This window comes from Halobacillus salinarum (assembly GCF_022919095.1).
GTDB classification, from domain to species: Bacteria; Bacillota; Bacilli; order Bacillales; family Halobacillaceae; genus Halobacillus_B; species Halobacillus_B salinarum.
The window spans coordinates 3,172,102-3,195,355 of record NZ_CP095073.1 but is presented as its reverse complement, the minus strand read 5'-3'; the positions used below and the strand labels follow the sequence as shown (position 1 = coordinate 3,195,355).

Sequence of the window (23,254 nt, the reverse complement as noted above, 5' to 3'; positions counted from 1 at the left end):
TAAATCAATGGGGTAGGAAAATATTAATTATGAAGACTTTGATTTTTTCTTATAGGTTTCGAGATCAGTAGGCTTTTCTTCCACGTTCTGTTCTTCAATATTTTCAAGAGAGCGTTCCAGAATTTCCATATATTCGTCTCCATAAATTTCTTTAATTAAAGCAGATAGATCCAAAAATTCAGGAAGTTTTCCATACATTTCAGTCATAGGCATTGATCCTCGGAGCACTGAATTGTCATCTGGGTTGTATTCTATAAGTGTTGCTTCCAGCAGCTCGTTCCCTTCCACGGTCAGTTCGATATAAGTGTTACGCTTATCATTTTCCCGTTTAGAAAATTGAAGCAAGCCCCGTTCTTCTAATTTTTTGGAGAAATTAAATGCTGTAGATACATGCATAACTCCATACTTGGAAATTTCCGAAATGCTTGCCCCTTTCAAATGATAAGCGATCCATAAAATATGGTGCTCGTTAATATTGAGCTTAAAAGGTTTAATCCATTCCTGCCAGTCCTTTTCAATTGCTTTCCACAAGGCTTTAGAAAGCTGGGCCATCTTATGACTATAAAAAATGGCTTCTTGCTTTGAAATTTTATCTTTCATGAACCACACCTTCTCTCGGGTTTGGAGTTTGATCATTCAATCGTTCAGTAATACTACCCAAATTAGTAAACACCGAGTTAACTAAAATATATTGGCTATAGTTATATATTATTATTGTTTTGAAAATTTTCAAGGAATAATGTGTGTATATACTATTTTAAAATAAAAAACCAGTTCGTGTAAAATCCTTACACGGCACTGGTTCAAGGAGGTTTATTTGTTTGGTTCCAGGTCTTCAAAAGCTTTAAAAATTAATTGGTGGAAATGCTTCATGTGCTCAATCTTTTCAAATAGTTTGTCAGCTTTCTCCGAGGTTTTTCGTGTGCTTTGATCTTCTTTCTCCAATTGTTTTTCAAGAAGGTCTAAAGCTGTTTGCTGCTGATTTGTGGCATCCAGCCACTTTTGGATATAAGCAGTCATAAACGATTTATATAAATTATCCTCTGCTTTGAAATAATCTTTGCGGAATCCTTTCTTCCAAACTCTTTCCACCAGTCCTTGATCTAATAAGCTTCTGATTCCCGTACTCATTGAGGTTTTGCTTTTTTCCATGGCTTCACTCATTTCATCCAGCGTCATAGGCTCGCGATGGATGTAAAGGGTCACAAAAAGACGGGCTTCGGAAGGGGTGAGTCCAAACATTTCCAACGTTTTTGAAAATTGATGAACGACCTGGGTATTTATTTCTTCTAACGTTCGGTGATCTTTCAATCCCATAAGATCCTCCTTCGTCCTGTAGGCTAGTGTAAACATTACTATATTTAGGAAAAATACAAAAATACTACAAAGGCTAGTATTTTAAAGTATATGTGAGGAAATGAAAGTATCCTCCACTTGAAACTTTGTACAGTTTAAACTGTACATAATTTTTGTACTTATTTTACTGAATTTATGATTTGAACTTTTTATTACAAATCAGTTACAGTATAAAAGGTGATTGCTTGCGTTAGGAGTATTTCCGCACGAAACGTACCATAATAAAACCAAAACAAGAGGTGAGAAATTTGCCGATCATACAAGTTGAAAACTTGTCCAAAATCTTTGGTAAGAACGCCAAAAAAGCTACCAAGTATTTGGACCAAGGTTTATCTAAAGAAGAGATCTTAAAGAAAACAGGCAATACTGTCGGAGTAAACCGGGCATCTTTTAATGTAGAAGAAGGAGAAATCTTTGTCATTATGGGGCTGTCGGGATCAGGGAAATCCACTCTCGTTCGCTTAATTAACAGATTAATCGAGCCGACAGAAGGAAGTGTAATGATTGATGGGCAGGATTTAGCAAAAATGGATAAGAAAAGTCTCAGAGAAGTCCGCCGTCAAAAATTGAGTATGGTTTTTCAGCGCTTCGCATTGTTTCCTCACCGAACCATTTTAGAAAACGCAGAATTCGGTTTAGAAGTGCAAGGGGTCAATAAAGAGGAACGCCACAAAAAAGCCAAATCTTCCTTAGAGATGGTAGGATTGGGAGAATACATTCATCAATTCCCTGCTCAGCTTTCAGGGGGATGCAGCAGCGTGTAGGGCTTGCTCGTGCGCTTGCTAACGATCCTGAAGTTTTGCTGATGGATGAAGCATTTTCAGCGTTAGACCCATTAATAAGAAAAGAAATGCAGGATGAACTGCTGGAACTTCAAGAGTCTATGCAAAAGACCATTCTATTTATTACCCATGACCTTGATGAGGCTTTAAGAATTGGTGACCGAATTGCTCTCATGAAGGATGGAAGAATCGTACAGATTGGTACTCCTGAAGAGATCCTTGTTAATCCAGCCAACGATTATGTTGAGAAATTTGTTGAGGATGTCGACCGGTCCAAGGTGCTTACTGCAGAGCACGTTATGAAAAGACCTGAGACAGTGGATATGGAAAAGCACGGGCCGCGGACTACCCTTGAGCGAATGGCAAAAGAAGGACTTTCAAGCATTTATGTAACGGATGTCAAACGGAATTTATTAGGCTATGTAACTGCTGATGATGTGTCTGAAGCCGTAAAACAAGAGAAGAAAGATCTTAAATCCATTCTTAGAACCGATGTTCCTAAAGTTGAGAAGGATACACCAATGCAGGAAATCTTTAATGTGATTCATGATTCTCCGGTACCAGTAGCGGTAGTGGAGGATGGTAAGTTACGAGGAATTATCGTTCGGGGAGCTGTTATAGCAGCATTAGCTGGAAGTGAGGTGAATATTAATGGGATTGATGCCTAGAATTCCAGTAGCGGAGTGGATATCTAACGCTACTGATTGGACTACAGATACTTTTGAGTTTTTATTTGATTTTATCAAGCAGGATTTTGGGGATTTTATTGATACTTTCGCGGAAGACTGGATGATGAACATTCCTATTTGGCTGTTTATCATCATTGTTGGAGTAACTGCCTTCTTTATTACAGGCAAAAAATTTGGCTTGCTCGCTTTTTCAGTCATTGGATTGTGGTTTATTGCCAATCAGGGTCTTTGGGAAGAATTAATGTACACGTTTACGCTTGTCGTTTTTTCCAGTTTAATTTCAGTTATTATCGGGGTTCCATTTGGAATATGGATGGCCAAGAGTAAAGCTGTTCAGAATATCGTTACCCCTATTCTTGATTTTATGCAGACGATGCCTGCGTTTGTCTATTTAATCCCGGCAGTAGCCTTCTTTAGTATTGGAATGGTTCCAGGAGTATTTGCATCCGTAATTTTTGCGACTCCTCCAACGGTCAGGTTCACGAATTTAGGGATTCGTCAAGTTTCTCATGAATTAATCGAAGCTTCCGATTCCTTTGGTACCACTGGTACACAAAAGCTCTTTAAAGTTCAGCTTCCGATGGCTAAAAAGACGATTATGGCAGGAATTAACCAAACCGTAATGCTGGCATTATCTATGGTCGTTATTGCCTCTATGATCGGAGCTAAAGGATTAGGTCAGACAGTAATTACAGGTCTTCAGCGTGCTGAAGTTGGAACAGGCTTTGTTGCGGGACTTGGAATAGTAATCCTGGCAATCATCATCGACCGTTTCACTCAAAACTTAAATTCTCAGCGAGGAGACAATGCATAAGTAATCATTCTTTATTTAGCTTAACTGGGTAAGTTCTACTTGCCTCCGCTTGCAGAGAACCTCTTTGGTTTTCTGCAAGCTTTTTTCTGTCCGAAATTCCCGATCCCGGGACTGTACTTTTTTGCGGCAGTCGTTACCCGTCAAAGGCCCTTTAGACATTAAAAAAAGCTTGTAGGAAACATCGTTCCGCTACAAGCTGTATGTTCATTTAAGTAATTAAGCTGTTTATTCCGGGTGTTTTTCGGCCCCGCCACCAGGCTGGGTATCGTCATCATTACTTTGCTCTGATTTGGCTTTTTCTTCCAATTCTTTTAAGCTGGTTTCAATCTGTTCCAAATATTTTTGAATGTTTTTTTGGTGCGGCTCCACAGTTTTTTTCCAGCTCTCGATTGATGACTTTACATCTTCAGAAAGCTCTTTAATCAACTCTGCCCCTTCTTTGGAAGTTTGGGCTATTTGATCTTTGAGCTGGAGGCCGTCTTCTTTAAGACTTAATACTGTACTTTTCAAGTTTTCGCTTTTAAGTCTTGCGCTTTCCCTGAAATCGCGTCCGGAAGAGGGCGTATTGAACAGCGTATAAGCTGCTCCTGCCAGTCCTCCTACAATGAATCCGAGTGCCAATGATTTTCCGCTTGCCATAAAAAAACCCCTTTCGTAACCATCTGGTACTATTATTTTCTCTTATTATGTATGGATAAAACCTAAATTAAAGAAAAAAACAGAAGTAGTGCAGTGGTGATATGAGGAGGATAAGGCCACTAAGGATGATGGCCTTATCCGGTTTAAAATATTTAAGAAGCCTTAGGGGTATGCAGACCAGTCATTTGTGATCTTCTGATAAATGCCTTAGCCAAGGGATAGATCACGAGCATGATCCCTCCATTTAAAACAGCTGTTGGTAAAACAACTGCCAGGAATAGGGCGGTGAAACTTGTCTGCATAACGCCTAATAAAAATATTACAATACATAAAAATATCGATCCGCTGACCATTGTTCCAACAGCTGTCAGCAAAGGGGGCAGAGCTTTGTATTCCATCCCTTTCCTGAACGATAGCAGCAACAGCATAAATACAGCTGCGGACAGCGGTTTATCAATCAAGTTTGCCACTTGACCACCAGGAACCGTGGTCGTTATAGCAGCAATTAGTCCCGTCGCCAGGGAAAGCAAAAGTACGTAACGCGGCTTTGGAAAAAGCATGATTCCTAAAAACATCATGGCTAACATCATGTCAGGACGCATCCCGAAGAAAAATGGCGGCATCACATAATGAAGCACAGTTCCAATCCCGACAAATAAGGACAATATCGTTAATATACGTGTATTCAATTGCATTCTCTCCTCTTCTCATCTCTACTCGAAAATGATGCCTCAGAACGTACTCTTTAGTCGTCTGCAGACATATATAGACATTATAGCAAACTCAGGCTCAAATACAAAATTTAATTCCCAGAGACCTTGGAGCGGATATTTTCAGCTATCTCCTGCAAGTCATCAGTCGTGTACTCATCCGTGTTTACATTCCATTTTGCTTTAAACCCGTCGCCTTCTCCATACCTTGGAAGCAGATGAATATGTAAATGGAAAACGGATTGTCCGGCAGGCTCTTCATTGTTGTTTAATATATTCATCCCAATGGGCTGGTAGGTTTGCTTAATCGCTTGTGCAATACGGGGAACTCGTGAAAACAGCTTCTCTGCTATTTGAGGACTGGTGTTATAAATATCCTTCGTATGTTCCTTAGGAACAATTAAAGTGTGTCCTTTGGTTACTTGACTGATATCGAGAAAAGCATATACGTCTTCATCTTCATAAACTTTGGATGAAGGAATTTCACCATTAATGATCTTGCAAAAGATACAATCTTGTTCTTGTGCCAATTTTCTCACTCCTTATAATGGTTTGTAATATTGTATCATAATCAGCTCGTTTTTCTCGATTCTTACCTGTTTCTGCAGTTAATTACATGCACGTTTAAAAATATGATAAAATTTGTGAAAGAATGTACCTAGACGAAGAGAGGGATTGACGTGCAGCCGTTATTACATATTGACCGTCTTCACGGTGGTTATACTCATAAAAATGTACTACATGGAATTTCATTTGACGTGTTTCCAAAAGAAATTGTAGGTTTAATTGGGCTCAATGGAGCGGGGAAAAGCACGACTATCAAGCATGTGATAGGAATGATGCAGGCAAAGCAAGGTGAAGTACGTATTAATGGAACTTCCTTTGATCAGGATCCAAAAGAATACCGTCAACAGCTTGCTTACATTCCCGAAATGCCGATACTTTATGATGAATTAACGCTATATGAACATTTGGAATTAACGGCAATGGCTTATAATGTAGCGCAGGATACTTTTAAGAAACGGCTCGAACCTTTATTAAAAGAGTTCCGCATGGAAAAAAAGCTGAAGTGGTTCCCTGTCCATTTTTCTAAAGGCATGAGACAGAAGGTAATGATCATGTGTGCGTTTCTCATCGAACCTGAGTTATATATTGTAGATGAACCGTTTGTCGGTTTGGATCCGCTAGGCATCCAATCTTATTTGGACTTAATGGAAGATATGAAGCAAAAAGGTGCCGGTATTTTAATGTCCACCCATATTCTGGCGACGGCAGAAAAATATTGCGACCGATTTGTTATTTTACATGAAGGAGAGATCAGGGCTGTGGGTACGCTCTCTGAATTACAGCATACTTTTAGAGCCCCCGGTGCATCGCTTGACGATATTTATATCCGTTTAACAAAGGAAGAGAACCAATGATCGATGCAAAATCATTTTGGAAGAGACGCTTCTCTGAACATTTGAAAGAAACAAGCCGCTATTTACGATACATTTTTAACGGACATATTGCGGTAGCAATGCTGTTCTTTATTTCAGCTCTCTCTTATTATTACCAGCAGTGGCTGGTCAGTCTCCCTGACTCTTTTCCTACCGCATGGATAACAGGAGCTGCCTTTGGGTTTGCTGCCAGCTACAGCCCTGTCCGCACACTGCTGAAAGAACCGGATCTTGTATTTTTATTCCCGGCTGAATATCAATTGGACGACTATTTTAGAAGATGCCTTTACTATAGCTTTGTCGTCCAGCTTTATCTCGTATTTCTCATTGCAGCTGCTCTTGGGCCGCTTTATTTTGCATCCTTTCCAGACGATTCCTCCCACTATTATGTAATGATTGGTATGGTATTTATCATTAAATTGTGGAATATGCTTTCAAACTGGTGGATGCTTAAGGAGAGAAACCCCAGCGTCAGAAGGATAGATGGAATAGTAAAGTTTCTTCTGAACATTTCCATTTTTTATTTTCTTGCGGCTTCTGAATGGATATTTGCGATTATTGTCATGGCTTTGCTTGCTGGCGTTATTTTATACAACTATTTCACTGCAAGCAAAAAAGCTGGACTTGCCTGGGATCTACTCGTCAGCAAGGATCAGGCGAGAATGAGAACCTTTTATAGAATAGCGAATATGTTTACGGATGTCCCGCATTTGAAAAACACGGTTAAAAAGAGAAATCCAATCGTTAAACTGCTTCTTTCGTCGATTTCTTACAGACAGGAACAGTCATTTGCTTACTTATTTCGAATTACCTTCGTCAGGAGCAGTGATTATTTAGGGATGTATTTTAGACTCATTGTCATAGGAGGGCTCGCCATCTGGTTTGTTCCCAACATCTGGATGAAAATAGTGTTTGCCCTATTATTTCTCTATTTAACGGCTTTCCAGCTCATGACGTTATGGAATCATCACCGGACGATTGTCTGGCTTGATTTATATCCGTTAAAAGGAGAGTGGAGAGAAACAGCATTACTCAAGCTGCTCCGCCAGCTTTTATTCTTTCAAACCTTCCTGTTCGGGTTGATATTTGTCTTTCAGTGGAACCTATTAGGATTGCTGTTCGTATGGGGAGGTGGCGTATTATTCAGCGCTGCCTTTGTCCAAGGTTATGTGAAGCAGAAACTCACCTGAACAATTTTAATTATCAGTGGAAAGAGGGACGGTTATGGATTATCAGTCACAAGTATACAAAGAAGCTTTACGCTGGAGCAGAGCATTAGAAAAAAGACCACCGCTGCTAAAGCGGACATCTAAACGTGTGCAAACCTCTATAAACGAACGGATCCCTGATAAAATTCATGATTTGGTGACCGAAAGTGTACGGAAAATGGTAGAAGTATCGTTAACTTCTTCTGAATATATTCATCGTTTGGAGATAGACCCGTCCTGGAATTTTCAAGAGCGGGAATCGCTAATCAAGGAACGGCTGAAGCAATACAAAAAGCTTGCCTCATTGGAAGGGGCAGGAACTGGCCTTGGAGGTTTTTGGCTTGGGGCAGCAGATTTTCCCCTGCTGCTAAGCTTTAAGATGAAGTTTTTGTTTGACATGGGGCAGCTGTATGGACTTGATGTGAGAAACTATGAAGAAAAAGTGTATCTCTTACACTTGTTTATGCTTGCTTTTTCAAGTGAACAGGAAAAAGACCGGATAAGAAAGCTGGTATTAAACTGGGAAGATGTGCCTGAGGATAGAAAAAAGATTGAGTGGAGAACGCTGCAAACGGAATACAGAGATTCAATCGATTTTGTTAAACTGTTGCAGCTCGTGCCGGGGTTAGGGGCTTTTGTTGGTTATGTCGCCAACGGGAAATTGCTTGCACAATTGGGAGAGACGGCTATGAATGGCTGCCGTCTCCGGTTATTAAGGGATTTTTATTCTTCCTCCTGAGTCGTTAAGTAAGCTTGAAGTAAGGTTTTGGCGGCATGGGGCATAGCTCTTTCATCAAAATCAAATTTCGGATGGTGATGGGGGTAGTCATGCCCGGGGATGTTCGCGCCGGTGAAAAAGAAAGCCCCTGGTTTTTCCATTAAGTAATAAGCAAAATCTTCCCCAGCCATTACAGGTTCCACCTCCCGGGTAGTAAGGGCGGAATCAGCTTTCTGTGTGTGCTCTAAAATAAATCCTGCTTCCTTTTCGTGGTTAATCACAGGAGGATATCCTTTCTCATATCGATAATCGTAGTCTGCTCCGCTTGCTGTACAAACCCCTTTGGTGATGTTTTCAATTTCTTTAATGATCGCTTCCTGCACCTGAGCATCAAACGTACGAACGGTGCCGACAAGTTTTGCTGTGTCCGCGATAATATTAAAGGAGTGTCCGGCTTCAATGGTTCCAACCGTTAATACGGCAGTGTCAAGCGGATTAATCCGTCTGCTTACGATTTGCTGCAGGGAAGTTATCAATTGAGCAGCAATAACAATAGCATCCTTCGTTTCATGTGGCTGCGCTCCGTGCCCGCCTTTACCTTTTACAATGATTTCAAATCTGTCTGCCCCAGCCATAAACGGCCCTTTTGACGTTTCAATTGTTCCGAAAGGGGTGGTCGCCCACAAATGGCTGCCAAAGACAGCGTCAACTTTTTCTAAAGCTCCGGCCTCGATCATAGGTTTTGCGCCACCTGGAGCGTACTCTTCCGCATGTTGGTGGAGAAAGATAATCGTTCCTGGCAGATCTTCTTTGAAAGGAAGAATGGCTTCTGCTAAACCTAGTAACGCAGCGGTATGGCCATCATGACCGCAAGCATGCATTGCCCCATCACGCTTGGATTTATAACTGACTTCATTTTCTTCTTGAATAGGAAGGGCATCAAAGTCTGCTCTCAACGCCACGGTTTTACCGGGACGACCTCCTTTTAAGGTTGCAACAACCCCGTTTCCTCCTACTTTACTTTCATAAGGAATCCCCAATTTATCGTATGTATTGGCAATAAATTCAGCAGTTTCTGTTTCCTGAAAGGATACTTCTGGATGTTGATGCAAATAACGTCTTGTTTTAACCATATTTTCATATTGATCATCGATGGCCTGAAACAAATTGTCCCACATGATGAGAACCTCCTTGTAGTTATCAATTCTCTTATCCATAACAATATATCAGAGGATTCAGATAATTGAAAGCAATGAATAAGCCTGCCGCCATTATTCATGGCTGCAGGCTACGATGTGTAATCATTAGGAGTGCAGGCGAGGGTCTTGAAGAAGACGGTCAATTTCTTCCATGTGTCCAGTCTCATCAGAGATTAAGTCGTCGAGCTTAACTGAAAGCTCAGTAAAACCTAATTCTTCTGCCTGCTGTTTCCGTTCTTCATATCGTTTGATCGTATCATATTCTGCATTTCGAGCCTCTTGAAGCAAATCTTTTACCTCAGTAAGCTGTTTTACCTCTGCAGGTTTTGTCGTTGGTGTTCCACCTAGAATGCTGATTTTCTCTGCTAAATAAAGAGCGTGGCTTTGCTCATCAGCAATTTCACTTTCGAAAAATGGCTTGAGAGCGGAACGGTAAAGGCCGGAAACCACTGCTGCATTATACGTGTACATAATAGAAGCAGCATACTCATTAGCTAAGTCTTCATTTAATCCATCAATTAATGCTTTTAATTTTTCATCCATAAAAACAACATCCTTTCCTGATAATGAATTGTCCCTTTTTCAATATTCCCCGATCTCTGCAGATTAAACCTTAAATTGCCGCGGACAGAACTCCTCCTTATCGAGGTTTTTACACTTGAACGGCTATTTCCCTGGAAATGAATATCTTTTTGGTCGATTTTTCTAATTGTGAACTTTTAAAGGCACTTGCACTATTCATTTGTTTTCCGCTCTATACCTTGTATAATAGCACTGGGAGAGTGGAAAGGAACGTGAACGTATGAAGAAGGAAAACGAGAACCTGCTCTTTTTAATGTGGGCAGCTGCCTTAATCGCCACGCTTGGCAGTTTGTTTTTTTCAGAAGGATTGGGATACACTCCGTGCGAGTTATGCTGGTATCAAAGAATATTAATGTATCCCCTTGTTATTATCTATGGTGCTTCGCTATTAAAAAAACAAATAAGTCTCGCATTTCCGGGGATAGTCATGAGCGGAATGGGGATGCTGCTATCCATTTATCACTACCTCGTCCAAAAGGTACCGGCTTTGGAAGCAGCAGGTGGCTCTTGTGGTATTGTGCCTTGTAATGGTGAATATATGAATGTCTTTGGTTTTATTACGATTCCCTTTTTAGCTGGTATTGGATTTATTATCATCTTTATTACCCATGCGCGTTTACTCTTGAAACAAAGGAACAGGCAGTCTTAATTCAGCAGGAATGCAGGCTGTAAAACTAAGGATCTAGTATTTATGAATTTGGGTAGAAGAAAGCTGCAGTCACCCGGATGTAACTGATGTACCATTATTCTGCCTGTGCCAATTATATAGAACGATAAAGGCAGAAAAGTGAGCAGCTGTAACAGCTTGCTCACTTTTCTAGTGTTAGTCTTCGAATTGAACCATATTGTATTGAGTGATATAGGCAGGTCCATCAATAAAGGATGGCTTTTGTTTTTGTTCGGGACCGGAATTTTTATGGGCTTCCTTGAAAGACTGGGAGTTTTTCCAATCTTCAAAGTCCTGCTTGTTTCTCCATTGGGTAAGGACTACATAAGTATTGCCTTTGAGCGGACGAAGGATTTTTATCGCTTGGAATCCTTCTCTGTTTTCGACATTTCCTGCTCTATGTTTGAAGCGGTCCTCGAATACTGGACGGCCTTCCTGGGAGACAGGGATATTATTCATGACTACGTAACCTGTAGCTTGAAGTTCACCAGAGGAGTCAACAATTTCATAGTCTCTTCCTTCTTCAAAAATGGAAGCTTCTGATCCTTCATGATAAGCAAGGGTCTTGTCTTGGTCCTGCATGAACAAAAGATGGGCTTCAGGATGTTCTTGAGCCAGTTTTTCCAAATAGTTCGAGGTACCGCTGGTCATCGAAACTTTCATATGGAGGTCTCCTTTCTGAATTAATTTTAGTTTAGCAAGCAGAGGGGAAAACTAGCAAGCTGGAAACCGAATCTTATGGAATTATTTAGAAAGGATGCACTTGTTTTGAAATTGAAAGAAATCACAGAGAAGTTCCCGCCTTGGGTAAGTCGTTTAAAGTGGCCCGGCGGAATTTTACTCGCCACCTTAGTGTTAGCAGTTATTGGATATCTCATCATTATTTTCGGGGGCAGTTTTGTCGTCGATGAAAAGAAGCTTATTCTTGATTCGAAGACTACAGTGGAAACGAAAGATGGACAAGTCATTGAAGAGATTTATGCAAAGAATCGTAAAGCAGTTCCTGCTTCTAAGATTCCAAAGCATGTAAAACAGTCATTTGTAGCTATAGAAGACAGCCGCTACTATGATCACGCTGGGATTGACATCCAAGCGATCGGGAGAGCTGTTTATCGTGATATCGCTGCTATGAAAAAAGTAGAAGGCGGCAGTACTATTACCCAGCAGCTTGCGAAAAACCTGTTCTTAACTAACGATAAGACATGGATGAGAAAGACGAAAGAAATGATGGCGGCCATTTATTTGGAGCGGCATTATTCGAAAGATGAGTTGTTAGGGAAGTACTTAAATCAAATCTATTTTGGTGATGGAGTGTATGGCATTGAGGCAGCTTCCCGCTACTATTTTAATCAAGATGTCTCAGATCTCTCTGTCGCTCAAGGTGCTCTGCTCGCAGGACTGCCAAAAGCGCCAAACAGCTATTCTCCATTTGATCATCCGGGGAAGGCAAAAGAGCGCCGTGATCTCGTTCTTCAACGAATGGAGGATCTGGGTATGATTGATATCAATGAGATGCTGAAAATGCAGGGTTCTACATTGGCTGTGCGAAAAAAACAAACGCAATCGGATGAAACCTGGTCAAACAGTTATGTAGACGCAGTGATTAAGGAAGCTGCCGACAAGTATCAAATCACCCGGGATGAGCTGAAAAGAGGAGGCTACAGAATTATTGTAGAAATGGATCCTGCCATTCAAAAAGTCGCCTACAATAAAATGAAAAACGGGGAGTATGTGCCTGGTTCAAAAGGGGATGTAGAAGGAGCTTTTGCTCTCGTAGACACGTCTAACGGTGCTTTAGTGGCAGCTGTTGGCGGCAGAGACTTTAAGCACGGGGAGATCAATCGAACGTTGAGAAAACATCAGCCAGGCTCGACGATAAAGCCGCTTGCTGTTTACGGACCTGCACTGATGGAAAATGCTTTTGTTCCTTATTCGCTTCTTGTTGATGAGCCTAAGACTTATGGCAGCTATCAGCCCGAAAATTACGATCATCAATATGACGGAACCGTATCGTTATATGAAGCGCTTGTGGAATCGAAAAACGCTCCTGCAGTCTGGCTGTTAAATGAAATTGGCATTGACACTTCGAAAAAATACCTAAAGGAATTAGATCTTCCCACAGAGGATAAAGGCTTGTCCATTGCCCTGGGAGGCTTGTCTAATGGATACTCACCGGTACAAATGGCACAGGCCTACAGCAGTATAGCTAATCAAGGGAAAATGCAGGAAAGCTACACGATTCAAAGAATTATGGATCGTAACGGAAAGATTATCCATCGTCATACGAGCAGCGAGAAGCAGGTGTTCAGCACAGAAGTCGCATGGGATTTGACCGAGATGCTGAAAACCACTGTAGAAGACGGTACGGCCGTTTCTGGGGCATATGCAAAAGCTTTAGCAGGAAAAACAGGTACTCAGCAGCACCCGACCGTAAAGGGAAAAAATAAAGACGTGTGGTTCACAGGTTACACACCGGAGTATGCTTGTGCTTTGTGGATGGGGTACGATCAATCTGGGAAGGAGTACTATTTAAATGGAGGAAGTGAGTACCCTACCCGTTTAATGAAAGACATTCTTACTGATGTGGATCGGGTGGCAGGTTTGAGTGATGCTTTTAGCGTTCCTAAAGGACTAAAGCCGCTTCCTAAGCCTGTTCAGCTGCCTTCTAACATCAGCGTTACAAGTGAAGTCAACTTCGGTGGCCTCTCATTAATTAAAGGTACTCTCAAATGGACACCTGCGAGTGACAAACGCATTATTTACAGGGTTTATCGTGTGGAAAATGGACAGGATGTTAAGATAGGAGAAGTAACTGGCGAAGGAGAATTTGCCCTCAATGTGTTTAGTGTATTTCAAAATAGAACGTACTATGTCGTACCGGTAGATCCTCTGACTGGAAAAGAAGGGGAACCTTCTAATCAAACGACACTTCAATTTAAACTGTGAAAAAAAGCACAATCTAGTGACAGTCGATTCATTTCTCTATACAGATAATAGAGAAATCGTTATAGTGAAAACGGATGACATATGAGCGGCAGCAAAGGAGATTTTTATCATGACGAACACATTCAATGATACAATACTTAAAGCTTTTCGAGGGGAGAAAACAGCTTACACTCCAGTGTGGTATATGCGCCAGGCTGGCAGATCTCAGCCTGAATATCGAAAATTAAAGGAAAAATACTCTTTATTTGAAATTACTCATCAGCCGGAGCTTTGTGCCTATGTGACAAGGCTGCCGGTGGAGAATTATGGAGTGGATGCAGCCATTTTGTACAAGGATATCATGTCACCATTGCCAGCAATCGGAGTGGACGTGGAGATCCAAAAAGGCATCGGCCCTGTCATTCATAATCCCATTCGAAATCGCAGCGATGTAGAAAAGCTTGGAACCATCGATCCGGAATCCGATGTTCCTTATGTGCTTGAAACCATTCGACTGTTGACGAAAGAACAGCTTAATGTACCTTTGATTGGTTTTAGCGGTGCTCCTTTTACGTTGGCCAGCTATATGATCGAAGGCGGTCCTTCAAAGAATTATCATAAAACGAAATCAATGATGTACAGCAGTCCTGATGCTTGGTTTTTATTAATGGAGAAATTAGCAGACATGGTCATTTCTTATGTAAATGCACAGGTAGCAGCAGGGGCACAAGCGATTCAAATCTTTGATTCTTGGGTCGGTAATTTGAACGCAGAAGATTATCGAGTGTTTATAAAGCCGGTCATGACCAGAATTTTTTCAGAACTTAAAGAACTGAATGTACCTCTGATCCAATTCGGTGTAGGAGCGAGGCACCTCACAGCTGAATGGGCAGATTTGCCTTGTGATGTGATTGGTCTGGATTGGCGCCTCTCCATACCTGAAGCAAGAGAGCTTGGAATTACAAAACCACTTCAAGGGAATCTTGATCCAGCTCTATTACTCTCCGATTGGAACGTTATCGAGGAGCGAACAAAAAGGATCATAGATGAAGGCAGAAACCACCCGCCTCATATATTTAATTTGGGACATGGAGTAACGCCGGACATTTCTCCGGATACATTAAAACGGCTGACAAACCTAATTCACAACTATTCAAAATCGAACTAAGAGGTGAACGATGATGAAAAAACAAATGGGTTTACTAGTTATGGCTTATGGCACCCCTTATAAAGAAGAAGATTTAGAAAGATATTACACACACATCCGAAGGGGAAGGAAGCCTACGGAAGAAATGCTTCAGGATTTGCGAGAACGGTACGAGGCAATTGGCGGAATCTCTCCGCTTGCAAAAATCACGGAAGACCAGGGCAAAGCACTGCAGGATACTTTAAATGACATGCAGGATGAAGTGAATTTCACCTTATATCTGGGGCTGAAACATATCGAACCTTTTGTAGAAGATGCTGTTGATAGAATGGCAGAAGATGGAATAACAGAGGCAATTTCCATTGTGCTTGCACCTCATTATTCCACGTTTAGTGTAAAGTCCTATAACGGAAGAGCCCAGGAAGAAGCGGAGAAGCATGGAATTAAGATTCAATCTGTAGAAAGCTGGTATGACGAACCTGGGTTTATCGATTATTGGAAAGAAAAAATTCAGGAAGAGTATCAGAAGATGGAGGATCAGGAAAAGGAAAAAGCGTGTTTAGTTGTTTCTGCACACAGCCTTCCGGAAAAAATTCTTGAAGGTGGAGACCCGTATCCCGAGCAATTAAAAGAGACAGCAAGATTAATCTCTGAGGCTGCCGGGATCAGTCAATATGAGATTGGCTGGCAAAGTGAAGGAAATACTCCAGATCCTTGGCTGGGTCCAGATGTACAGGACTTGACAAGAGAGCTGTATGAAGAGAAAGGCTATACCTCATTCGTTTATGCACCGGTAGGTTTTGTATCGGATCATTTGGAAGTTCTGTATGACAATGATTACGAATGCAGAGTGGTATGTGAGGAGTTAGGAGCTGGCTATTATAGACCGGAAATGCCTAATACCCATCCTAAATTCATTCGAACCCTAGCCAAAGTGGTACTGCAAAAAGCTGAGGTGCAGTAAATGGAACACAAACGTGTCGTTATCGTTGGAGGAGGAATCACCGGCCTTACTGCAGCCTATTATTTACAGAAGGAAGCAAGAGAAAAGCAGCTGCCTTTGGATGTGGAGCTGATTGAAGCTGGTGATCGTCTCGGGGGCAAAATAAAAACCGTGAAAAAAGAAGGGTTCATTATTGAGCGAGGCCCGGATTCTTTTCTTGAACGAAAAAAAAGTGCTGTAAGATTAGCGGAAGAGGTAGGGCTAAGTGATCAGCTCGTACCGAATGGAACGGGACAGTCTTATATTCTGGTCAAAGGTAAGCTCCATAAAATGCCGAGTGGTTCTTTTATGGGAATCCCAACTAAAGTGGGCCCGTTTGTCTTTTCACGTTTATTCACACCTGCAGGGAAACTGCGGGCTGCCATGGATATTATCAAGCCTGCTAAAAAAGTAGAAGAGGATCAATCTCTTGGTCTTTTTTTCCGCAGAAGATTAGGAAATCAAGTCGTTGAAAATTTAATTGAGCCTTTGCTCTCCGGCATTTATGCAGGAGATATAGATGAATTAAGCCTTTCGTCCACTTTTCCTAATTTTTATGATCTGGAACAGGAGTACGGAAGCTTAATCAAAGGTTTAAGAAAGACACGTCCACAGCAAAAAAAATCAGCAAAATCCAAGAAGACCAGTATGTTCCGTACCTTCCGGAATGGGCTTCAGTCATTAGTTGACGGACTGGAAGCGGGGTTAAGTGCGGAAAGTGTTAGAAAAAATACGAAGGTGGACCATATTGAAAAAAAAACAGAAGGCTACCATTTGCTTTTAAGTGATGGCACGGTTGAAAAAGCAGATGCAGTTATTCTTTCTGTTCCTCAAACCGCCTGTGAACGGATGCTTTCTCAATACGAATTTTTCAAACCTTTTCGTAAATCAGAAGCTACATCGGTGGCTAACGTAGCCATGGCCTTCGATGCCTCAGCTATTAACAAAGATATTGATGGGACAGGTTTTGTTGTTTCAAGAAATAGTGATTTCCGGATTACAGCCTGTACATGGACCCATAAAAAATGGCCGCATTCAACACCGGAAGGAAAGGTTTTACTCCGTTGTTATGTAGGCAAACCCAATGATCAAGAAGTGGTTAACCTCTCCGATGATGAATTGAAGGACATCGTTCTTAAAGATTTAAACAAGACTATGAACATTACCAAAGCTCCGGAATTTTCAGTAGTGAGCCGGTGGCGAAATGCTATGCCGCAGTATACGATCGGGCATAAAGATCAATTAGATAAGATTGAAGCAAAAATGCGAACAGAGCTGCCGGGTGTATATTTAGCCGGGGGAGGATTCAGAGGCATTGGTCTTCCTGATTGCATTGATCAGGGAGAAGCTGCTGTTAATCATGTGCTTAATTATTTGTTCGAATAAAATAAAGCCGAAAGAAGCGTGTTTTCCAGCTTGTAGAAAATCTCTACAAGCTTTTTTTCGTGAGATTTATTACCCGTAAAAAATAAAATAAGCGCCTAATGCGGATAAAAGTCTTCTCCCTGACTGCTGCCGGTTAGGAAGAAATTGCTTGCAAGTCATGAAAATGATTAGTATCCTTGAATATGAAAGCGATTTCATTAAGAAGTTGACAGCAGGGGGAATTGGATATGGCTACTATTGAAGATGTAGCAAAGCTGGCAGGGCTTTCACGGACCACAGTCTCAAGAGTCATAAACGATCAGCCATATGTGACAGAGGAGAAGAAGCAGCGGATTATTCAGGCGATGAAGCAGCTGGGATATGTCCCTAATTCTTCAGCAAGAAGACTAAGAAGCCAAAAAACAGAAACCATAGCTGTTTTACTACCAAGGGTTACAAACCCTTTTTATGGAAATTTGATCGAAGCGATGGAGGAACGGGCATCTGAACTGGGCTACCAAGTCATTGTCTGCCAAACTCATGACTCTAAACAGAAAGAGCTGGATTATTTACAGCTGTTACATACAAAGCAAGTCGATGGAGTTGTGATGACCTCTGTTATAAACGAATGGGAAGAGATCGAACCTTTTTTACAGTCAGGTCCTATCGTTTTATGTAATGAATATCGAGCAGAGTCTCAAGTGTCGATGGTTCATATGGATCATCGTTTAGCGGCGTACGAATCCACAATGCATTTAATTGAGCAAGGTTGTCGTCGAATTGCTTATGTTTCAGGTGGACGCGAAAGCCATGTTTCTTTTGAAAGAAAACTTGGATTTACCGAAGCGCTTCAGGAAAAAGCCATCACCTTTCATACAGAAATGGTGATTGACTGGGCAGAAAACGTACAGGATGGCCAAAGAGCTTTTTATGACCTTACCGAAAATTTCCCGGAGGTTGACGGAATTTTTACGGGATCAGATGAAGTTGCCGCCGGAATCATTTATGAAGCCGGTCAGTCTGCGTGGAAGATCCCAGGAGATATCGCAGTCACTGGATTTGATAATCAAATGCTTTCATTGCTTATGGTTCCTTCGATTACTACCATTAGTCAGCCTGTTCGTGAGATGGCTGAAAAGACAATTGAAGTATTATACAGTCAAATTGTTCATAAGAAAGTGTACCAGCCCAGCCGTTACGTGTATGACCACCATCTATTAGTGAGAAACTCATCCAAACGAAAAACTTTATCATTTCAGTAAACCCGCGGAGACTCGCGGGTTTTTTGTTGTATAACAGGGCGTTCAAGGATCAAATAAATGCAGTAAAAAAACAAAAAAAAGCAGCTGAAGTCAGCTGCCCAATAAATTTTACGTTCCATATTGAATGTTTTGTGGAATATAAACCATTAGCGGGCAGGATGGTCGCATTCTTCGCAAAGGTTACTGTAACAATCGGCTTGTTCCTGAATCGTTTTTCCGCAATTTGAACACTGCTTTTTAGGAAGGTTTCTAAAAAATTCAAGGATACTCATCATTGCTCATCGCCTCCATTTAAATTTTGTTAAAGTCATTGTATTATAACAATATGCAGAAATCAACAACCTGTTATAAAACAATTTAAAATTAGTAAAATAGTTACAAGGAGTGAGTCAAATGAAACTGACTGTTATTGGATTCTGGGGAGCGTATCCTTCAGCCGGAGGCGCTACCTCAGGGTACTTAGTAGAGCATGACGGATTTAAGCTATTAGTCGATTGCGGCAGCGGTGTGCTTTCCAGACTACAGCAATTTATAGGAGTAACGGATATTGACGCTGTTATTTTGTCTCATTACCATCATGACCATATTGCAGACATCGGGGTGCTTCAATATTCTTGGAAAGTACAAAATACGCTAAATGAAACAAATCATGTACTTCCCATCTATGGACATCAGGAAGATCAGACAGCCTTTGAGCAATTAACCCATGAATACACGAAGGGAGTGGCCTATGATCCAGAGCAGACCTTACAGCTGGGGCCTTTTACGATCGACTTTCAAAGGACGCAGCATCCTGTCTCTTGTTTTGGAATGAGGTTGACTGACGGAATGGATACAGTGGTTTATACAGCAGACAGTAGTTACTTTGAAGAATGGAAGAGCTTCGCCAAAGGAGCGGATCTTCTTATTACGGATACGAACTTTTATAAAGGGATGGACGGCAGTAAGCCCGGCCATATGACGAGTGAGGAAGTTGCCTCCATTGCAAGGGAAGCTCAAGTGGAGACACTGTATTTGAGTCACTTGCCTCATTTTGGAAATCTCACTAAGCTGAAGCAGGAGGCTGAGGACTCCTTTAAAGGACATATAGTAGTAGCGGATGAAGGATTGACCTGGCGTAAAAGGGAGCAATAATTGTTTCTTTAGGACAATTTTATTACAATAAGAGGAGGTAATCTATTACGAAAGGATGAGGAGCGATGCTATTTATAGACAACCAGGGAATAAACAATCCTAGCATCAACCTGGCTATAGAAGAATACGCTTTAAAAAACTTGGATATTAATGAAACTTATCTCCTCTTTTATATTAATGAACCCTCCATTATTATAGGGAAGAATCAAAATACGGTGGAAGAAATTAATACAAGCTACGTGGAGGATCATGGCATTCACGTGGTCCGCAGACTTTCTGGAGGCGGGGCGGTTTACCACGACTTACAGAATTTGTGCTTCAGCTTCATTACGAAGGATGATGGTGACAGCTTCCATGACTTTGCTAAATTCACGGAACCAGTTACGCAGGCATTACGGCGTTTAGGTGTTCAAGCAGAGCTCTCAGGCAGAAATGATATCGTGGTCGACGGCAGAAAAATTTCCGGAAACGCTCAGTTTACGACTAGAGGCCGTATGTTCAGCCACGGGACCTTAATGCTTGATTCTGAAATCGAAAATGTAGTGTCGGCTCTAAATGTAAAAACTGAGAAAATTAGATCTAAAGGAATTAAATCGATCCGGAGCCGTGTAGCAAACATTTCTGAATTTTTGGATGATAATATTTCAATGAAAGAATTTAAAGAGCTTCTGTTACGCTACATTTTTAATGTAGAAGATGTTAAAGACGTTCCTGAATATCGATTGACTGAGGATGATTGGAAAGAAATTCACAAAATCTCTGAGGATCGATATCAGAACTGGGATTGGAATTATGGAAAATCACCTAAATTCAATATCCAGCATACGAAACGCATTGAAGGAGCAGGGAGTTATGATGTACGGCTTGATGTAACAAAAGGATATATAAGGAATGTGAAAATATATGGGGACTTTTTTGGCGTCGGTGATATTGGCGATATCGAACAAAGCCTGATTGGGATCAAATATGAACGCCAGGCTATTGCGAACGCCCTTGAAGGAAAAGACATTCCCCATTATTTAGGTAAAATCACGAAAGAAGATTTCGTTGAAATGGTTTATTAATCCAGCCGAATGGTGTTTTTCTCTAAGTGAGAAAGACACCATTTTTAACTATTTATTTGTCAAATAATTTCGGGTAATTTATAATTAAATTGAATATTTTTAAAATTCTAATGAATGAGTATTCATTCATTACATGCTTGGGGGAAGCATAAGGATGAATTTAAGTGAACAGTTGGACAACGTTGCTCAAATGAACCCTTCCAAAGATGCTTACATATTTCAAGGTCAAAAAGTAAGCTATGGAGAGTTTAATGCTTCTGTGAATCATTTTGCCTCTTATTTAAAATCGCTCAGCTATGAGAAAGGAGATCACATTGCGTTAGTCTGTGGAAACAGTCCTGTCTTTATGATCGGTTTTTATGGTGCTTTAAGGGCGGGGTTAACCGTCATTCCTATTAATCCTACGTACACGATCGCGGAAATGAATTATATTTTGAAAAATGGAGATGTCCGCGCTGTAATTACTTTGGATGCATTGATGGAAAAATTTGAACATATGGATCACATGCTTGAGGTTCAGCGTTATTTTGTTGCGGATTCAAGCACCGGGGTAGATCTGACTTCTTCTTCGCTGCGAGATAAAATGAAATCGTTTACAGAGGTGTTGGAAGTGGGAGGGAAACAGGCATTTTCTCCTCCCGTTTTAAAAGAGGAGGAAGTGGCTGTTATTCTTTACACATCTGGAACGACCGGTAAGCCTAAGGGAGCGATGCTTACTCATAAGAATCTTTATTCCAATGCTTCAGATGTAGGAGATTATTTACAATTCAGCAGCAGTGATCAAGTGGTGGCTGCCTTACCTATGTTCCACGTATTCTGTTTAACCGTTGCACTTAATGCCCCATTGATGAGAGGGGGAACGGTGCTTGTTATCCCGAAGTTCTCTCCACAAGCTGTCTTTTCCGCAGTTGAAAAATTTCATGCAACCGTATTTGCCGGTGTGCCAACGATGTATAACTATCTCCTGCAAGCAGGGAAGGATAGGGCGGGAAGTTTCAACACAATCCGGCTCTGTATTTCAGGGGGCTCTTCGATGCCGGTAGCTTTGCTTCATCATTTTGAAAAGCAATTCAACGTTAGAGTTTCTGAGGGGTATGGACTTTCAGAAGCTTCGCCGGTTACGGCGTTTAATCCCTTGGATAAACCGCGCAAGCCTGGTTCAATCGGAACAAATATTCTTAATGTAGAGAATAAAGTAGTCGATGAACTAGGCGAGGAAGTTCCGGCCGGTGAAGTCGGGGAATTGATTGTTCGTGGACCGAACGTGATGAAGGGATATTATAAAATGCCGGAGGAGACTGCTGTCTCTATTCGGGACAATTGGCTTTACACAGGAGATATGGCGAGAATGGATGATGAAGGATATTTTTACATTGTCGACCGTAAGAAAGATATGATTCTCGTTGGCGGCTATAATGTTTATCCGCGTGAGGTAGAGGAGGTTCTTTATGAGCATCCCGACATTTCGGAAGCAGCGGTTGTTGGCTCTCCCGATCCTGAAAAAGGAGAGGTTGCAGTTGGCTTTGTCGTGACATCGAATTCAGCGCTTAGCGAGGAAGTGTTGATCGATTTCTGTAAAGAACACTTAGTAAAGTATAAGGTACCGGCAAAAATCGAATTTATGGAAGAACTTCCGAAAAATACGACTGGCAAAATTTTGCGGAAAAGCTTGCGGGATAAGCTGCCGCATTCCTGAAACATTTGTAAAGAATGCTATACTATAATATTTTTGCGCCGCTGTTTTTCCTTCACAACTGAGAATCGGAAGAGATTCGTATGTCATAAACTAACAATGACGCAAATGCTTGCGGTCTTCCGCAAAATCTTTTCGGTGAAGGAAGACCTAGCATATATTACAATAAGAATTAGATAAGCATTCATGCTTATTTCAAATTACCTTTTATGGTGTGGTGATCATAAAAGGGTCAGTAATTTTATTACTGATGAGTGCATTTGTATGAAGGAGCTTTTCCGAAAAGCTTTTTCATATCATTAATTCCCTCACTCAAAAGTTAACCAGTCGTCTCTTTGGCCAATGCTCGATTAGGAGCATTGGCATTTTTTTGTTTAATTTTCCGGTTTTTTATACGTAATCATAAATTCTTCATTTGTCATGTAAAATTCTCTGTTCGGGCGATATGGTAACAAATTCAGCTTTTCAAGCTTATAATAATTAATACGTTTATAAGGGTCACTTTCGATGATTGGAATTTCCTGTGTTTGTTTCATGTATTCATCCACTGCTTCTTGAACAACGTCCATATCCTTAGCGAGCTGGTAATCTTCCTCCTCAAAAATTTGGTACGTTTCCCTAGACATGTAATATATTTTTGTAGGAATAGCATGGAGATAAGGGGATAACAGTTCATAGTCCAAAGTTAAGTCTTCATGAATCAGTACACTGAGCGGTACGGATTGCGGCTTGTCATCAGCATATGCATGTACTGCCTGCCGTACGTCGTGAATGGAAAGGTCCTTCTTCTCTAAAGCCTGGTTGGCCTGCTTTTTTTTCTTGCGATTCCACATCATCAAGACCTCCTTATATCTTAGTTTTTTAGGTGAGGGGATAAAT

The 23,254-nt window shown here is 41.1% G+C and carries 23 protein-coding genes and 1 pseudogene; 14 read left to right on the top strand and 10 right to left on the bottom strand.

Annotated elements, in window-relative coordinates:
• Positions 1–27: 27 nt before the first annotated feature.
• Entirely contained in the window at positions 28–600 is a 573-nt protein-coding gene (locus MUN89_RS16540) for an HTH-type transcriptional regulator Hpr (RefSeq protein ID WP_244708868.1), read from the bottom strand.
• A 213-nt stretch (positions 601–813) separates the two neighbouring features.
• The gene (locus MUN89_RS16535; RefSeq protein ID WP_244708867.1) at positions 814–1,317 is read right to left on the bottom strand and encodes a GbsR/MarR family transcriptional regulator; all 504 of its coding nucleotides are present in this window, start codon (positions 1,315–1,317) and stop codon (positions 814–816) included.
• 287 nt (positions 1,318–1,604) lie between these two features.
• Here MUN89_RS16535 and MUN89_RS16530 point away from each other — a divergent pair.
• Together MUN89_RS16530 and MUN89_RS16525 are read left to right on the top strand one after the other, a co-directional pair.
• Positions 1,605–2,806: pseudogene (locus MUN89_RS16530) on the top strand (quaternary amine ABC transporter ATP-binding protein).
• Complete coding sequence (locus MUN89_RS16525; protein WP_244708866.1) at positions 2,790–3,641, top strand: ABC transporter permease; 852 nt, start codon at positions 2,790–2,792, stop codon at positions 3,639–3,641. The pseudogene MUN89_RS16530 and the gene MUN89_RS16525 overlap by 17 nt, the downstream one beginning before the upstream one ends.
• A gap of 225 nt (positions 3,642–3,866) precedes the next feature.
• On the opposite strand, the gene MUN89_RS16520 is transcribed toward MUN89_RS16525, so the two are convergent.
• The 3 genes from MUN89_RS16520 to MUN89_RS16510 all read right to left on the bottom strand — a co-directional run bounded on the left by MUN89_RS16520 (position 3,867) and on the right by MUN89_RS16510 (position 5,520).
• Entirely contained in the window at positions 3,867–4,280 is a 414-nt protein-coding gene (locus tag MUN89_RS16520; RefSeq protein ID WP_244708865.1) for a YtxH domain-containing protein, read from the bottom strand.
• A gap of 152 nt (positions 4,281–4,432) precedes the next feature.
• Positions 4,433–4,969: a tryptophan transporter gene (locus tag MUN89_RS16515; RefSeq protein ID WP_244708864.1), complete on the bottom strand. Its 537-nt coding sequence runs from the start codon at positions 4,967–4,969 to the stop codon at positions 4,433–4,435.
• A 113-nt stretch (positions 4,970–5,082) separates the two neighbouring features.
• Positions 5,083–5,520, bottom strand: coding sequence for an HIT family protein (locus tag MUN89_RS16510; RefSeq protein WP_244708863.1), 438 nt, complete (start codon positions 5,518–5,520; stop codon positions 5,083–5,085).
• A 150-nt stretch (positions 5,521–5,670) separates the two neighbouring features.
• On the opposite strand from MUN89_RS16510, the gene MUN89_RS16505 reads away from it, so the two are divergent.
• The 3 genes from MUN89_RS16505 to MUN89_RS16495 are packed head-to-tail and all read left to right on the top strand — an operon-like array spanning position 5,671 to position 8,376.
• Positions 5,671–6,411, top strand: coding sequence for an ABC transporter ATP-binding protein (locus MUN89_RS16505; protein WP_244708862.1), 741 nt, complete (start codon positions 5,671–5,673; stop codon positions 6,409–6,411).
• Positions 6,408–7,619 carry an ABC transporter permease gene (locus MUN89_RS16500; protein WP_244708861.1) on the top strand — a complete coding sequence of 404 codons (1,212 nt, stop codon included), beginning with the start codon at positions 6,408–6,410 and terminating at the stop codon, positions 7,617–7,619. Before MUN89_RS16505 ends, MUN89_RS16500 begins: the two co-directional genes overlap by 4 nt.
• A gap of 34 nt (positions 7,620–7,653) precedes the next feature.
• On the top strand, positions 7,654–8,376 hold the full coding sequence (locus tag MUN89_RS16495; protein ID WP_244708860.1) for an EcsC family protein: 723 nt from the start codon (positions 7,654–7,656) through the stop codon (positions 8,374–8,376).
• On the opposite strand, the gene MUN89_RS16490 is transcribed toward MUN89_RS16495, so the two are convergent.
• Both MUN89_RS16490 and MUN89_RS16485 read right to left on the bottom strand, forming a co-directional pair.
• Complete coding sequence (locus MUN89_RS16490) at positions 8,361–9,533, bottom strand: M20 metallopeptidase family protein (protein ID WP_244708859.1); 1,173 nt, start codon at positions 9,531–9,533, stop codon at positions 8,361–8,363. The genes MUN89_RS16495 and MUN89_RS16490 overlap by 16 nt on opposite strands.
• A 126-nt stretch (positions 9,534–9,659) precedes the next feature.
• On the bottom strand, positions 9,660–10,097 hold the full coding sequence (locus tag MUN89_RS16485) for a ferritin-like domain-containing protein (protein ID WP_244708858.1): 438 nt from the start codon (positions 10,095–10,097) through the stop codon (positions 9,660–9,662).
• Positions 10,098–10,356: 259 nt separating this feature from the next.
• Here MUN89_RS16485 and MUN89_RS16480 point away from each other — a divergent pair, with 259 nt between their 5' ends.
• Positions 10,357–10,785, top strand: a complete 429-nt coding sequence (locus tag MUN89_RS16480) for a disulfide oxidoreductase (protein ID WP_244708857.1) — start codon at positions 10,357–10,359, stop codon at positions 10,783–10,785.
• A 174-nt stretch (positions 10,786–10,959) separates the two neighbouring features.
• On the opposite strand, the gene MUN89_RS16475 is transcribed toward MUN89_RS16480, so the two are convergent.
• Positions 10,960–11,466, bottom strand: coding sequence for an antibiotic biosynthesis monooxygenase family protein (locus tag MUN89_RS16475; protein WP_244708856.1), 507 nt, complete (start codon positions 11,464–11,466; stop codon positions 10,960–10,962).
• 75 nt (positions 11,467–11,541) lie between these two features.
• Between MUN89_RS16475 and MUN89_RS16470 the strand changes: the two genes are divergently transcribed.
• From MUN89_RS16470 to MUN89_RS16450, 5 genes are all read left to right on the top strand, one after another.
• On the top strand, positions 11,542–13,749 hold the full coding sequence (locus MUN89_RS16470) for a transglycosylase domain-containing protein (RefSeq protein ID WP_244708855.1): 2,208 nt from the start codon (positions 11,542–11,544) through the stop codon (positions 13,747–13,749).
• Positions 13,750–13,858: 109 nt separating this feature from the next.
• Complete coding sequence (gene hemE / locus MUN89_RS16465; RefSeq protein ID WP_244708854.1) at positions 13,859–14,896, top strand: uroporphyrinogen decarboxylase; 1,038 nt, start codon at positions 13,859–13,861, stop codon at positions 14,894–14,896.
• A 10-nt stretch (positions 14,897–14,906) separates the two neighbouring features.
• On the top strand, positions 14,907–15,839 hold the full coding sequence (hemH, locus tag MUN89_RS16460; protein ID WP_244708853.1) for a ferrochelatase: 933 nt from the start codon (positions 14,907–14,909) through the stop codon (positions 15,837–15,839).
• Entirely contained in the window at positions 15,840–17,243 is a 1,404-nt protein-coding gene (hemY, locus tag MUN89_RS16455) for a protoporphyrinogen oxidase (protein ID WP_244708852.1), read from the top strand.
• 227 nt (positions 17,244–17,470) lie between these two features.
• Entirely contained in the window at positions 17,471–18,484 is a 1,014-nt protein-coding gene (locus MUN89_RS16450; RefSeq protein WP_244708851.1) for a LacI family DNA-binding transcriptional regulator, read from the top strand.
• A 146-nt stretch (positions 18,485–18,630) separates the two neighbouring features.
• Here the strand turns inward: MUN89_RS16450 and yhfH are convergent, their stop codons facing one another.
• Positions 18,631–18,759, bottom strand: a complete 129-nt coding sequence (gene yhfH / locus MUN89_RS16445) for a protein YhfH (protein WP_244708850.1) — start codon at positions 18,757–18,759, stop codon at positions 18,631–18,633.
• Positions 18,760–18,877: 118 nt separating this feature from the next.
• Between yhfH and MUN89_RS16440 the strand changes: the two genes are divergently transcribed.
• The 3 genes from MUN89_RS16440 to MUN89_RS16430 all read left to right on the top strand — a co-directional run bounded on the left by MUN89_RS16440 (position 18,878) and on the right by MUN89_RS16430 (position 22,378).
• A complete protein-coding gene (locus MUN89_RS16440; protein ID WP_244708849.1) occupies positions 18,878–19,618 on the top strand; it encodes an MBL fold metallo-hydrolase in 741 nt (246 codons plus the stop codon).
• A gap of 65 nt (positions 19,619–19,683) precedes the next feature.
• Positions 19,684–20,682, top strand: a complete 999-nt coding sequence (locus tag MUN89_RS16435; RefSeq protein WP_244708848.1) for a lipoate--protein ligase — start codon at positions 19,684–19,686, stop codon at positions 20,680–20,682.
• Positions 20,683–20,836: 154 nt separating this feature from the next.
• A complete protein-coding gene (locus MUN89_RS16430; protein WP_244708847.1) occupies positions 20,837–22,378 on the top strand; it encodes a fatty acid--CoA ligase family protein in 1,542 nt (513 codons plus the stop codon).
• 371 nt (positions 22,379–22,749) lie between these two features.
• Here the strand turns inward: MUN89_RS16430 and MUN89_RS16425 are convergent, their stop codons facing one another.
• Positions 22,750–23,211, bottom strand: a complete 462-nt coding sequence (locus MUN89_RS16425; RefSeq protein ID WP_244708846.1) for a DUF3939 domain-containing protein — start codon at positions 23,209–23,211, stop codon at positions 22,750–22,752.
• Positions 23,212–23,254: the final 43 nt, after the last annotated feature.

Bases quoted from the DNA above. Each gene is read 5' to 3' on its own strand.
- hemY (WP_244708852.1), top strand. From the start codon at position 15,840: ATGGAACACAAACGTGTCGTTATCGTTGGAGGAGGAATCACCGGCCTT.
- MUN89_RS16425 (WP_244708846.1), bottom strand. From the start codon at position 23,211: ATGATGTGGAATCGCAAGAAAAAAAAGCAGGCCAACCAGGCTTTAGAG.
- MUN89_RS16520 (WP_244708865.1), bottom strand. From the start codon at position 4,280: ATGGCAAGCGGAAAATCATTGGCACTCGGATTCATTGTAGGAGGACTG.
- MUN89_RS16500 (WP_244708861.1), top strand. From the start codon at position 6,408: ATGATCGATGCAAAATCATTTTGGAAGAGACGCTTCTCTGAACATTTG.
- MUN89_RS16440 (WP_244708849.1), top strand. From the start codon at position 18,878: ATGAAACTGACTGTTATTGGATTCTGGGGAGCGTATCCTTCAGCCGGA.
- MUN89_RS16540 (WP_244708868.1), bottom strand. From the start codon at position 600: ATGAAAGATAAAATTTCAAAGCAAGAAGCCATTTTTTATAGTCATAAG.
- MUN89_RS16480 (WP_244708857.1), top strand. From the start codon at position 10,357: ATGAAGAAGGAAAACGAGAACCTGCTCTTTTTAATGTGGGCAGCTGCC.
- yhfH (WP_244708850.1), bottom strand. From the start codon at position 18,759: ATGATGAGTATCCTTGAATTTTTTAGAAACCTTCCTAAAAAGCAGTGT.
- MUN89_RS16495 (WP_244708860.1), top strand. From the start codon at position 7,654: ATGGATTATCAGTCACAAGTATACAAAGAAGCTTTACGCTGGAGCAGA.
- MUN89_RS16470 (WP_244708855.1), top strand. From the start codon at position 11,542: ATGGAATTATTTAGAAAGGATGCACTTGTTTTGAAATTGAAAGAAATC.
- MUN89_RS16435 (WP_244708848.1), top strand. From the start codon at position 19,684: ATGCTATTTATAGACAACCAGGGAATAAACAATCCTAGCATCAACCTG.
- MUN89_RS16485 (WP_244708858.1), bottom strand. From the start codon at position 10,097: ATGGATGAAAAATTAAAAGCATTAATTGATGGATTAAATGAAGACTTA.
- MUN89_RS16535 (WP_244708867.1), bottom strand. From the start codon at position 1,317: ATGGGATTGAAAGATCACCGAACGTTAGAAGAAATAAATACCCAGGTC.
- hemH (WP_244708853.1), top strand. From the start codon at position 14,907: ATGATGAAAAAACAAATGGGTTTACTAGTTATGGCTTATGGCACCCCT.
- MUN89_RS16525 (WP_244708866.1), top strand. From the start codon at position 2,790: ATGGGATTGATGCCTAGAATTCCAGTAGCGGAGTGGATATCTAACGCT.
- hemE (WP_244708854.1), top strand. From the start codon at position 13,859: ATGACGAACACATTCAATGATACAATACTTAAAGCTTTTCGAGGGGAG.
- MUN89_RS16490 (WP_244708859.1), bottom strand. From the start codon at position 9,533: ATGTGGGACAATTTGTTTCAGGCCATCGATGATCAATATGAAAATATG.
- MUN89_RS16430 (WP_244708847.1), top strand. From the start codon at position 20,837: ATGAATTTAAGTGAACAGTTGGACAACGTTGCTCAAATGAACCCTTCC.
- MUN89_RS16475 (WP_244708856.1), bottom strand. From the start codon at position 11,466: ATGAAAGTTTCGATGACCAGCGGTACCTCGAACTATTTGGAAAAACTG.
- MUN89_RS16450 (WP_244708851.1), top strand. From the start codon at position 17,471: ATGGCTACTATTGAAGATGTAGCAAAGCTGGCAGGGCTTTCACGGACC.